The organism is Bacillus sp. FJAT-27245 (assembly GCF_001273955.1).
GTDB lineage: Bacteria > Bacillota > Bacilli > Bacillales > Cytobacillaceae > Bacillus_D.
In genome coordinates this window covers 2,943,739-2,955,314 of sequence record NZ_LIGI01000001.1, presented here as the reverse complement: position 1 = coordinate 2,955,314, position 11,576 = coordinate 2,943,739, and the positions used below count along the sequence as shown (strand labels likewise).

The window sequence follows — 11,576 nt, the reverse complement described above, 5'->3', positions numbered from 1 at the left end:
GCCTTTTATTAGGGCCAGTTAAACTTAGCTGTTGATTTCCACTCCAAAAAGGAAGGCTTCTGAGAATAATCATCGCAGGGACAGGCGGTTTTTTGCCTGTCACGAGGCACACGCTTTCCGCGGGGCGAAGCAGCTACCTGTATCAACTTCTCGAGAAACATCTGTGAATTGGCTCCGTGCAGCTTTGCGACGAGCTGAAGATTCACTTCCTCGAATATTCTATGGCGCAGGAGCATCTTTTGTGGAGCCTCCTCGGCGCTGGCGCCTGTGGGGTCTCCACCTTGCCGCTGCATCCCGCAGAACACTGATTGGCATCATTGAATTTGCCCACGCACGAAGGAAACGCGTTAGCGTTTTCGAGGAGTCGGTGCCCTCCGCTCCAATCAACGCAACTACAATTAAACACTGTCCTTTAACAGAGCATTTTTTTTTAAAACGTCCGACTTTTTATTTTGCTGTCTAATTAGACATTCAAGATTGTCCGGTCATTTCCTCTTGCCGAATACAAACCACGCGCCTATTGCGATGAGGAGAACGGGCCAGAACTTCCAGGCGAGCGACATATTGCTCTGGACAATCCCAAGCCAGGCGCCTACCTTATCCGTGAACAGGAGAAGGATCGTGACCAAAAGAAAGAGGAGCCCCTGAAACAGGCCATTCCCGGTCTTCTGGTAGCGGAGCAGGAAGCCAATTGCGATAATGGCGATGAATGAGCCGATATGGGCTGGCCAGAATGGCACCTTGCCGGCTACATGGAAATGGAGGCCGAACCCTGTCAGTATAATTCCGGGAAGGATGGCGTCATGGTCCCTTGTAAAATATCCCTGGCCCAGGAAGGCGACCCCGACGATAATGAGCAGCGTCGGCCAGGTGAAATAGTTTTGAAGGAAAGAAACACCTGATTGCTCAAGAAAAAAATAAGCCCCGAAACCGATCAGGACAATTCCAGGGAATAATTGTTGGTTCTTCATTAATTGTACCCCCCGCTTCCAGTAAGGTTCTCTTGATATATGGCGGTTTATTTGCTAATGTACATAAGGATGGACAAAATAATTTAATGCGTTGGCTGGCCTTTCCGCCATAGAAAAAAATAAGGCTGACCAAGGCGCCATCGCTTTTATCATATCCAGCTCAGGTGGCCAGCGCCTAGTGTACTTCGGTCTCCTCCTTACGATAAGTCAACATCGATTCACTATGTTCATCGTGTTTCCTTTATCTCGTTCGGAGCCCTCCAGTCCATACGGCGCTAACCGGCCGCCATCGCTTTTAATGATAACATAGAGTTTGGTTTCTGTTCACATTTTTCGGGCAAACAGAGAAATAGCCCGTGATATAATTTGAGTAGTTAGTTACGCGATTACGTTGGGGGTGTTATTAACTAGATGCATATTTTAGTGGTAGGACTCAATTATAAAACCGCCCCAGTTGAAATCCGTGAGCGGCTTACATTTAAACAGGATGATCTTCCGAAGGCGACAAGGACATTGAAGGGAAAAAAGGCGATTCTTGAAAACGTCATTCTGTCGACGTGCAACCGCACCGAGATTTATGCTGTCGTCGATCAGCTTCACACCGGCCGGTACTATATAAAGGAATTCCTTTCCGACTGGTTCGGGCTTGAACAAAGCGAGTTTTCGCCGTTTCTGTTCATTTATGAAGGGGACGGGGCCGTTGAACACCTGTTCAATGTCGCTTGTGGCCTGAACTCGATGATTCTTGGCGAAACACAGATACTTGGCCAGGTACGTTCAAGCTTCCTCCTTTCCCAGGAAGAAGAAACGACCGGGACGGTATTCAACCATCTCTTTAAACAAGCTATTACAGTTGCAAAACGTGGCCATGCTGAAACCGATATCGGTGCGAACGCCGTTTCTGTCAGCTATGCGGCCGTCGAACTTGCGAAAAAAATATTCGGGTCGCTTGAAGATAAGCATGTCCTTATTTTCGGGGCCGGGAAAATGGGTGAGCTTGCCGCCCAGAACCTTCATGGAAATGGAGTAGGCAGCGTAACCGTCATTAACCGGACATTTGAAAAGGCCCAACAGCTTGCGGTCCGTTTCGGAGGCAGGGCGAAACTGCTATCGGAGCTGCAGTGCTCGCTTGTTGAAGCCGATATTGTCATAAGTTCGACCGGTTCGGATAATTTCGTTATATCAAAGGAAACGATGGAGCATGTTGAAAAGCTGCGCAAGGGCAAGCCGCTGTTCATGGTTGACATCGCGGTGCCGCGCGACCTTGACCCGGGGATTGCCGATTTGAATAATGTCTTTTTATATGACATTGACGACCTGGAAGGCATTGTGGAAGCGAACCTGCAGGAGCGCAAAAAAGCGGCCGCCGTCATCATGATGATGATTGAAAAGGAAATTGTCGATTTCAAACAGTGGCTTGGCATGCTTGGCGTCATCCCGGTCATATCTGCACTAAGGGAAAAGGCACTTGCCATCCAGGCAGAAACGATGACCAGCATTGAACGCAAGATGCCGAACCTTTCCGATAGGGATAAAAAGGTATTGAACAAGCATACAAAGAGCATAATTAATCAGCTGCTTAAAGATCCGATCCTCCAGGCCAAAGAGCTCGCAGCACGCCCTGATGCCGAAGAGGCGCTGGATTTGTTTATGACAATCTTTGATATAAAAGAGCTTGTCGAAGAGCAACAACAATCGAAAGCAGCCGAAACCAATAAAGAAATGGTTCATGCACCGCAGGCTTCCTTTCAGTCATAAGAGAGGTTATGTCTATGTTTGACATCCATATGACGCGACTGCACGAATTGACGGTTATTGTTTATGCCTTAAGCGTGCTGTTATATTTCTTTGATTTTATCCACCATAACCGGAAGGCGAACCGCACTGCCTTCTGGTTACTTGCATTTGTATGGATTTTGCAGACGCTTTTTTTATTTTTATATATGTTAAAAACGGGTCGGTTCCCGGTTCTTACGATTTTGGAAGGGCTTTATTTTTATGCATGGGTGCTTGTGACCTTGTCGCTCGCGATCAACCGCCTGCTGAAGATGGATTTCATCGTGTTTTTTACGAATATCCTTGGGTTCATCGTCATGGCGATCCATATTTTCGCCCCCATGCAGTACGAGTCGCATGTCATGGGCGAGCAGCTCATTTCGGAGCTCCTGCTCATCCATATTACAATGGCGATTCTTTCGTACGGGGCTTTTTCAATGTCATTCGTTTTTTCATTGCTGTACTTGGTCCAGTACGATTTGCTGAAAAGGAAAAAGTGGGGGACAAGGCTCGTCCGGATTGCGGACCTGTCACGGCTTGAGCATTTTTCCTATCTGCATGCCGTCATTGGCGTCCCGATGCTTTTGTTAAGCCTGATCCTCGGCCTGCAGTGGGCGTTTATCAAAGTGCCCGAAATGCCCTGGTACGATATGAAGGTCATCGGCTCCTTCCTGCTATTGACCACCTACAGCATTTATTTGTATTTGCGGATTGCGAAAAGCATTGGCGGCAAATCGCTCGCTTTATGGAACATCGCTTCGTTCCTGATTGTCTTGATTAACTTCTTCCTTTTTGGAAAATTGTCGTCATTCCACTTTTGGTATTCATAGACTAGGAGCTCGGAACAGTTAGTGAAAAACCATAACAAATTACATCAAACCATACTAAAATGAAACCCAATCGTTTTGGATGGGACTGTTCAGTGCTCTCAAGCCTAAGTGAGTGTAGTTTCCTGAAAGGGAAATAGCATGATGAACTACGTTAATGGAATCAGGTAAAGAAACACCTGCGGATGTGTCCACCAGTCTGCTGCTCTGTTAGCTATGAGGAAGACCGTTTCCTAGGGTTTGGAAACCAAACACCGAAATAGCATGTCCTATCCATTGACTTTGGCAAGGGGGAAAATACCCGTAATGGAGGCTGGTCAGAAATGACCCACTGTTTTGTGTTAGATGCGGAAGGCCGCAAGCTATCTCCAACAAAAGAAAAACGGGCATGGTATTTAATTCGGAAACAGAAAGCTATTTTGAAATGCAAATTTCCTATGGTGATTCAACTTGCAAGGGAAGTGCCGGAGGAAGAGATTGATTCAACACCCATCCATCTAGGCATTGACGATGGTTCCAAGTTAGTTGGGATTGCTTTGGTACAAGAATGCGGGAAAGAAAATAAGCCTGTATTCAAAGGAACCATTGAACTTCGAATAGATGTAAAGGAAAAATTGGCGGTAAGGCGCGGGTATCGACGATACAGGAGACAACACAAAAAGTATCGTCCAGCCCGGTTTGATAATCGTCCTTCTTCAAGAAAAGAAGGGTGGATTCCTCTAAGCATCAGACAGAAGAAAGATTCTATCTTGCGAGTAGTGAGGCAGCTAACCAAATGGGTGCGTATCAATCAAATATTTTTAGAAGATGTCTTACTCGATATTCGTGCGCTGGAAACAGGCTATAAACCATATCGATGGGAATACCAACAAAGCAATCGCCTCGATGAAAATATAAGAAAGGCAGCCATTCTTCGGGACCAAAATACGTGTCAGGATTGCGGTGCAACAAACACCAGAATGGAAGTGCACCACATTACACCAAGGCGTTTAAACGGCAGTGATTCCATTCATAATTTAATAACACTCTGTTCAACTTGCCATGAAAAAATAGCAGGGGAAGAGTTGCTCCACAGCCAAAGATTCTATCAAAAAATTAAAGGGAGAAGCATTTCCTTCAAGGATGCAATGCATGTAATGCAAGGGAAAACCTATCTGCAAAAAGCTTTGAAAGAAATAGCCCCATTAAACCTTACAACCGGTGGAGATACAGCAAATAAGCGAATTGATTGGGGTATTGAAAAGACTCATGCAAATGACTCCATTGTAATTTGTAATTTAAGGGTAAATCAAGAACAATGTGAGATGAAAGATTGGGTCATAAAACCCATGAAAAAAAGGTCAAACAAGAAAATAAAATCGGCAAACGGTATTTATCACCGGGATTTTGTAAGGTATACAAAACGTAACGGGGAATCCTATATTGCTTATATCACGGCTTTATATCCAGAAAGAAATCAATGTAACATGACAACCCTTGATGGAAAGGTCTTGAAAAGATATGGTCTTTCAAGACTATCCTTGATATGGCGTTTCAGCAAAATTTTTTGGTTTACAAATTCTATGAAGGAGGTGAATCCTGGTAGCATTATAGGATAAGTGTTACAGTTTGTTACACTTTTTGTTACCAGGCTTTTTATGAGAAAAATAATAGTAGGCTCCAGACGAAGTAAATTGGCATTGACACAAACGAATTGGGTCATCGAGCAATTGAAGAAAATCGCCGGACCTTCCTTTGAATTCGAAGTGAAGGAAATTGTGACAAAAGGGGACCGCATCCTTGATGTGACGCTATCAAAAGTTGGCGGCAAAGGCCTCTTTGTAAAAGAAATCGAACAGGCGATGTATGATAAGGAAATCGATATGGCCGTCCATAGCATGAAGGATATGCCGGCTGTTTTGCCAGAAGGCCTGACAATCGGCTGCATTCCGTTCCGTGAGGATCACCGTGACGCGCTTATTTCAAAAGGGCATGTCAAGCTTGCCGACCTTCCAGCAGGAGCGGTCATCGGTACGAGCAGCCTGCGACGTAGCTCACAGATTCTGATGGAGCGGCCGGACCTTGAAATTAAGTGGATTCGTGGGAACGTCGATACCCGCCTTGAAAAGCTAAAGAATGGCGAATACGATGCGATCATCCTTGCCGCCGCAGGTCTTTCCCGCCTTGGCTGGGAAAAAGAAGTCGTTACTGAATTCATTGATGCGGATGTGTGCATCCCGGCTATCGGCCAGGGAGCGCTCGCGATTGAATGCCGTGAGGATGACCATGAATTGCTCGCTATTTTTGAAAAATTCACCTGCGAACAAACCGCCCTCGCAGTCAGGGCCGAGCGTTCCTTCCTTAAAAAAATGGAGGGAGGCTGCCAGGTTCCGATCGCTGGGTTCGCAACAGTCGAAGAGGCTGGGGACATCACGCTGGATGTGTTGGTCGCTTCGCCGGACGGTAAGGAAGTTTACAAGGATACGGTTACAGGCACGGACCCGGAGGCTCTTGGCGAGAAGGCTGCCGACCTTTTAATAGAAAGAGGCGCCAAACAATTGATCGACCGGGTAAAAGAGGAGCTGGACCGTGAATGAAACCGCCGCTGCCCCTTAGCAATAAAAAAGTGCTTGTACCAAGGGGAGCGGGCCATGCCAAATCGTTTTCAAGGCTCATTGAAAAGCATGGAGGGATTCCAGTTGAAATCCCTCTTCTTTCCTTTCGGCCGATTGGGATGGACGAAACCTTGCAACAGATGCTGGCGAAGATTGAGACGTATGACTGGATTGTATTCACAAGCAATGTGACGGTTGATACCTTCCTGTCCTTTTACCAGCAAGGAAGCTTTGGAAAATTGCCTAGAATCGCAGCAATCGGGGATCGGACGGCCTTTTTTTTAAAAGAAAGAGGGTACGAAACGGAGTTTATCCCGAGCAAATATGTTGCAGAAGTATTCGCCGATGAGTTTATCGCACATATTAACAAGGGGTGCAGGGTTCTTATCCCGAAAGGAAACCTGGCAAGGGAACATATTGCAAACATGTTGAGGAAGCATGGGCACATAGCGGACGAAATTGTCGTCTATGAAACGTACTTGCCGGAAGAGAGCAAAGTGAAGCTAAAGGAAATGCTCTCAAAAAGGGCGCTTGATATCCTGATGTTCACGAGCCCGTCAACGGTCGACCACTTCATCGAGGCAGTGGGGGAGGCGGAGCTAAAGGAACTCGCAAACCGCTGTGTTGTGGCGTGCATCGGCCCGGTTACGGAAAAACGGCTGACGTCGCTCGGTATCCCGGTTCATGCAAGCCCGGACCAGTACACGGTGGAGGATATGGTCAACAGCACCATCGCCTATTTGGAAAGCATCGAAAAACGAGATAAAATGTAATAGAGAAAAAGTTTGGTTTCGAAAAGTAAGAGAAAAATGAAATTTGAACCTGTGTAGTAAGAGTAATATGAAATTTGGCTTTTGCCAGAAATGTCCGGAGGTTAGCAGAATGGATTTTCAATTTTCACGTCACCGCCGCCTGCGCACAAGCGCGAACATGAGGGCTTTGGTAAGGGAAACACATCTTCACGTAGAGGATTTTATTTACCCTCTTTTCATTATTGAAGGGAAAAACATCAAGAATGAGGTCCCTTCGATGCCGGGCGTGTTCCAGATTTCAATGGACATGCTTGGAGAAGAAATCGACGACATCGTCTCGCTTGGCATTAAGTCAGTCATCCTGTTCGGCGTTCCGTCAACGAAGGATGAATGTGGTTCCGGCGCTTACCATGACCACGGAATCGTCCAGGTGGCGACCCGGTTCATCAAGGAACGCCACCCGGAGATGATTGTTGTCGCGGATACATGCCTTTGCGAATATACAAGCCACGGACACTGCGGCGTTGTCGAAGGGAACCGCGTCCTAAACGACCCGTCGCTTGAGCTTTTGGTGCAGACCGCGGTCAGCCAGGCGAAAGCGGGTGCTGATATCATCGCGCCTTCCAACATGATGGACGGTTTTGTCGCGGCTATCCGCGCCGGCCTTGATGAGGCTGGTTTCGAGGAAGTGCCGATCATGAGCTATGCCGTTAAATATTCATCCGCATTCTACGGCCCGTTCCGCGACGCTGCCGACAGCACGCCTCAGTTCGGGGACAGGAAGACGTACCAGATGGACCCTGCAAACAGGATGGAGGCAATGCGGGAAGCGGAATCCGATGTGCTTGAAGGAGCGGATTTCCTGATCGTCAAGCCGGGCCTTCCGTACCTTGATATTGTCCGTGATGTGAAAAATAACTTCAATCTGCCGGTCGTCATTTACAATGTGAGTGGAGAATATGCCATGGTGAAAGGCGCCGCCCAAAACGGTTGGATCGACGAGAAAGCGGTCGTCCTTGAAATGCTGACAGGCATGAAGCGTGCAGGCGCAGATTTGATCATCACTTATTTCGCGAAAGACGCCGCCCGCTGGCTTAAAGAGCAGAAGTAAACGGCGGGGCTGGTTTTTATAAAAGTAACCCTCCCGATTTGGTTTAATGGATGAGTTACGAAGAAGGCGGAGAGTAACTTTTCCGCGGGTGTTTAAGTACGGTTTAAAAAGGCCTAAGCCTATCCTAAAACAGAAAGAGGGAAAGCCATGCGCTCTTACGATAAATCAATTGAAGCATTCAAAGAAGCAAAAAAGCTTATGCCCGGCGGGGTAAACAGCCCTGTGCGCGCCTTTAAATCGGTCAATATGGACCCGATTTTCATGGCCCACGGCAAGGGAGCGAAAATTTACGACATTGATGGCAACGAGTACATTGACTACGTCCTTTCATGGGGCCCGCTAATCCTCGGCCACACGAATGACCGTGTCGTTGAAGCGATTAAAAAGGTTGCCGAGCTTGGCACAAGCTTCGGCGCGCCTACTTTGATGGAAAATGAACTGGCGAAGCTTGTGATTGATCGCGTTCCATCGATTGAAGTCATCCGGATGGTATCCTCAGGCACCGAAGCGACAATGAGTGCGCTCCGCCTGGCACGAGGCTATACAGGAAGGAATAAAATACTTAAGTTCGAAGGCTGCTACCATGGCCACGGCGATTCGCTGCTGATTAAAGCGGGTTCTGGCGTTGCGACACTCGGCTTGCCGGACAGCCCTGGCGTTCCGGAAGGCATTGCCAAAAACACGATTACCGTGCCTTACAATGATATGGAAAGCGTCCGCTATGCGTTCAAGGAGTTTGGCGAAGATATCGCCGGCGTCATCGTCGAGCCGGTCGCAGGCAATATGGGCGTTGTCCCTCCTGTTCCTGGATTCCTGGAAGGATTGCGTGAAATTACTTCCGAATACGGCGCCTTGCTGATTTTCGATGAAGTCATGACCGGATTCCGCGTTGATTATAACTGTGCGCAAGGATATTACGGCGTTACGCCTGATTTAACCTGCCTTGGCAAGGTCATCGGCGGCGGCCTTCCTGTTGGCGCTTACGGCGGCCGCGCGGAAATCATGGAACAAATCGCGCCAAGCGGACCGATTTACCAGGCAGGCACACTGTCCGGGAACCCGCTCGCGATGACAGCCGGGTATGAAACATTAAGCCAGCTGACGCCAGAACATTACGCTGAGTTCCGCCGGAAAGCCGATATGCTTGAAAAAGGCCTGACAGAAGCTGCTGTAAAACACGGCATCCCGCACCGGATTAACCGTGCAGGCTCAATGATCGGCATCTTCTTCACAAACGAAGAGGTCATTAACTATGAAAAGGCCAAGACATCGAATCTTGAATTCTTCGCCCAATACTACCGTGAAATGGCCGACCAGGGTGTGTTCTTACCGCCATCCCAATTCGAGGGATTGTTCCTGTCGACCGCCCACACCGATGAAGATATTGAAAAAACAATTCAAGCTGCGGAAACCGCGTTTTCGAAGCTTAAATAATGCTGCTGCCCCCGCCGGGTGTTTTTCCGGCGGGGGKTTTTATTATTTGGGGAATTGGAATAGCGCGGTAGATAGGTGGCTGGAGTGGGGGGAATTTAGTCTAGATGGGTGAAGTGGTTTTCAAAGATTGTCTTCATAACCTTGATGAAGACAGTTTCGGGGGAGAGAGGATTTCAAAATTGTCATCATAACCCCGATGAAGACTGTTTTGAGGTGTAAATGGTTTTCAAATTGTCTTCATACCCCCGATGAAGACATTTTCGAAGGGTGAGTGGTTTCCAATCTGTCTTCATTAAACCTGGTAATACTAGTTTTAAAGGGGTAACTGTAGTTCGAGTGGAATCGTGTGCTCTTTTTACCAAAAAGAGGCAAGTGACAAGCGTTGAAAAACCGCCTATAATTTCTTTTATCTGACATTAAAGGGGACAAAGAATTCGTTGAACCACCAGGAAACAGCACCAAGGGATTTGATTTACAGGAAAGAGAAAGTTTACTTTTGGATTGTTTTGCTTTTTAGCATTATTTCTTACGTTATGTTTGCGGTGTCACTTCTTGCCCTGCCGATTCTAATAGGGTTGCTTATTTTTTCGTTTTTGCTACATGGCCTTATGATGGGGCAAATTAGGACGAATGCGGTGAAGCTGACGCCGGCGCAGTTTCCGGATGTTTATGCGAAAGTGGAAGAGCTATGCGGGAAAATGGAGCTCAAAAAGGTGCCGGATGTGTATGTGATGCAGTCGGGCGGCGTCCTGAATGCGTTTGCCACGCGCTTTTTTCGAAAAAATATGGTTGTCGTCTATTCGGAGATTTTTGATTTAATCGAGGAAGGCTGCGAGGAAGAGTTGACGTTTGTCCTTGCGCATGAATTGGCGCATATTAAGCGGAACCATTTGGGGAAAATGGCGTTTATCCTTCCGTCAATGTGGATTCCGGGGCTTGCCGAAATGTATTTGCGCGCTTGCGAATACACATGTGACCGGTATGCGGCTTATTATAGTGGCAATCCGGCTGCTGCGAAAACGAGCCTTGCGATGCTTGCGATTGGGAGAAAAACGTTTTACCGTGTGAATCAGCAGGAATATATGAATCAAATCAACCATGAAAAAGGTTTTTTCGTTTGGCTGAGCGAAGTGCTGTCAACCCATCCGCCGCTGCCGAAGAGAATTCATGAAATCGAGACTTTCTTTGGCGAAGGGGAACCTTCCGTTATATTCCAAAAAAGAGGGTTTCGCAATTTTGGATATGCTATGGTGATCGTCCTTATATTCGGGGGATTTATTGCATCGGTTGCGACCAGCCTGGGTGCCTTTGCTTCACTGGATCTCTTCCCGGATGAGGAGGAGGATTACTGGGACGTGGAAGAAACATCGCCGCTCATCGAGGCAGTTATAACAGGAGACCGCGACGAGGCCAGGAAGCTTGCCAAGGGCGGCGCCGACCTTGAATTCGAGGATTACAACAGCTACACGGCGCTTGATTGGGCGATTAAGTCCGGGAATGCGGAGATGGTCCAACTCCTGCTTGATGAAGGGGCTGACCCGAACTATGAAACCGGCTATTCAATGACGCCGCTGATGACGGCAGCGGAAAAGGGCAATCCCGATATGGTTCGACTGCTAAAGGCGGCAGGTGCGGACGTGAATTATCAGGATTCCAGCGAAGGCATGACCGCCCTCATGTACGCGGCAATGGGCGAGGACGAGGAAACGGTGAAGCTCTTGCTTGAGTATGGGGCTGACCCGGCAATCAAGGACTACACGAATATGACCGCGTATATGAACGCAATAGATACCGGTTCCGAAGAAATTGCTAATTTACTAAAACCGTAGTTTGTGTGAAACGCATGGGATTCCATGCGTTTTTTTATGGGGATGGTAAGCAGGCAAATTTGTTTGCTGATATAGGTGCTGCAATTACCGATAGACGTCCTTCGTTTACTGATAAACGTCCTACGTTTACTGATAACCCCCCTTCGCTCTTACTGATAAACAGCCTTTGTTTGCTGATAAACAGCCATCTTTTGCTGATAAACCCTTCTTTTGCTGATAAACCCTTCTTTTGCTGATAAACCCTTCTTTTGCTGATAAACCCTTCTTTTGCTGATAAACCCT

The 11,576-nt window shown here is 47.5% G+C and carries 11 protein-coding genes; 8 read left to right on the top strand and 3 right to left on the bottom strand.

Annotation, left to right across the window (positions count from 1 at the left end; translation table 11 throughout):
- Nucleotides 1-8 precede the first annotated feature (8 nt).
- Both ADU24_RS14475 and ADU24_RS14470 read right to left on the bottom strand, forming a co-directional pair.
- Nucleotides 9-236, bottom strand: a complete 228-nt coding sequence (locus ADU24_RS14475) for a hypothetical protein (protein ID WP_053367303.1) — start codon at nt 234-236, stop codon at nt 9-11.
- 249 nt (nt 237-485) lie between these two features.
- Nucleotides 486-971, bottom strand: a complete 486-nt coding sequence (locus ADU24_RS14470) for a LiaI-LiaF-like domain-containing protein (protein WP_053367302.1) — start codon at nt 969-971, stop codon at nt 486-488.
- Between the two features lie 411 nt (nt 972-1,382).
- On the opposite strand from ADU24_RS14470, the gene hemA reads away from it, so the two are divergent.
- From hemA to ADU24_RS14430, 8 genes are all read left to right on the top strand, one after another.
- Nucleotides 1,383-2,729 carry a glutamyl-tRNA reductase gene (gene hemA, locus ADU24_RS14465; RefSeq protein ID WP_053367301.1) on the top strand — a complete coding sequence of 449 codons (1,347 nt, stop codon included), beginning with the start codon at nt 1,383-1,385 and terminating at the stop codon, nt 2,727-2,729.
- Nucleotides 2,730-2,743: 14 nt separating this feature from the next.
- The gene (locus ADU24_RS14460) at nt 2,744-3,577 is read left to right on the top strand and encodes a cytochrome c biogenesis protein (protein WP_053367300.1); all 834 of its coding nucleotides are present in this window, start codon (nt 2,744-2,746) and stop codon (nt 3,575-3,577) included.
- Nucleotides 3,578-3,897: 320 nt separating this feature from the next.
- Nucleotides 3,898-5,172: an RNA-guided endonuclease IscB gene (gene iscB, locus ADU24_RS14455; RefSeq protein ID WP_053367299.1), complete on the top strand. Its 1,275-nt coding sequence runs from the start codon at nt 3,898-3,900 to the stop codon at nt 5,170-5,172.
- A gap of 39 nt (nt 5,173-5,211) precedes the next feature.
- On the top strand, nt 5,212-6,150 hold the full coding sequence (gene hemC / locus ADU24_RS14450; RefSeq protein WP_053368946.1) for a hydroxymethylbilane synthase: 939 nt from the start codon (nt 5,212-5,214) through the stop codon (nt 6,148-6,150).
- Nucleotides 6,147-6,941, top strand: coding sequence for a uroporphyrinogen-III synthase (locus ADU24_RS14445; RefSeq protein ID WP_053367298.1), 795 nt, complete (start codon nt 6,147-6,149; stop codon nt 6,939-6,941). Before hemC ends, ADU24_RS14445 begins: the two co-directional genes overlap by 4 nt.
- A 109-nt stretch (nt 6,942-7,050) precedes the next feature.
- Nucleotides 7,051-8,031, top strand: coding sequence for a porphobilinogen synthase (gene hemB / locus ADU24_RS14440; RefSeq protein WP_053367297.1), 981 nt, complete (start codon nt 7,051-7,053; stop codon nt 8,029-8,031).
- 147 nt (nt 8,032-8,178) lie between these two features.
- Nucleotides 8,179-9,465 (top strand): glutamate-1-semialdehyde 2,1-aminomutase, encoded by a 1,287-nt coding sequence (gene hemL / locus ADU24_RS14435; RefSeq protein WP_053367296.1) that lies wholly within the window; start codon nt 8,179-8,181, stop codon nt 9,463-9,465.
- A 437-nt stretch (nt 9,466-9,902) separates the two neighbouring features.
- Nucleotides 9,903-11,294 carry a M48 family metallopeptidase gene (locus ADU24_RS14430; protein ID WP_053367295.1) on the top strand — a complete coding sequence of 464 codons (1,392 nt, stop codon included), beginning with the start codon at nt 9,903-9,905 and terminating at the stop codon, nt 11,292-11,294.
- Between the two features lie 34 nt (nt 11,295-11,328).
- On the opposite strand, the gene ADU24_RS23370 is transcribed toward ADU24_RS14430, so the two are convergent.
- Nucleotides 11,329-11,576: hypothetical protein (locus tag ADU24_RS23370; protein WP_197277513.1), on the bottom strand; the 248-nt coding region annotated here is incomplete at its 5' end.

Excerpts from the sequence above, each read along its gene's own strand:
- ADU24_RS14475 (WP_053367303.1), bottom strand. The coding sequence starts at position 236 with ATGCTCCTGCGCCATAGAATATTCGAGGAAGTGAATCTTCAGCTCGTC.
- ADU24_RS14470 (WP_053367302.1), bottom strand. The coding sequence starts at position 971 with ATGAAGAACCAACAATTATTCCCTGGAATTGTCCTGATCGGTTTCGGG.
- hemA (WP_053367301.1), top strand. The coding sequence starts at position 1,383 with ATGCATATTTTAGTGGTAGGACTCAATTATAAAACCGCCCCAGTTGAA.
- ADU24_RS14460 (WP_053367300.1), top strand. The coding sequence starts at position 2,744 with ATGTTTGACATCCATATGACGCGACTGCACGAATTGACGGTTATTGTT.
- iscB (WP_053367299.1), top strand. The coding sequence starts at position 3,898 with ATGACCCACTGTTTTGTGTTAGATGCGGAAGGCCGCAAGCTATCTCCA.
- hemC (WP_053368946.1), top strand. The coding sequence starts at position 5,212 with ATGAGAAAAATAATAGTAGGCTCCAGACGAAGTAAATTGGCATTGACA.
- ADU24_RS14445 (WP_053367298.1), top strand. The coding sequence starts at position 6,147 with ATGAAACCGCCGCTGCCCCTTAGCAATAAAAAAGTGCTTGTACCAAGG.
- hemB (WP_053367297.1), top strand. The coding sequence starts at position 7,051 with ATGGATTTTCAATTTTCACGTCACCGCCGCCTGCGCACAAGCGCGAAC.
- hemL (WP_053367296.1), top strand. The coding sequence starts at position 8,179 with ATGCGCTCTTACGATAAATCAATTGAAGCATTCAAAGAAGCAAAAAAG.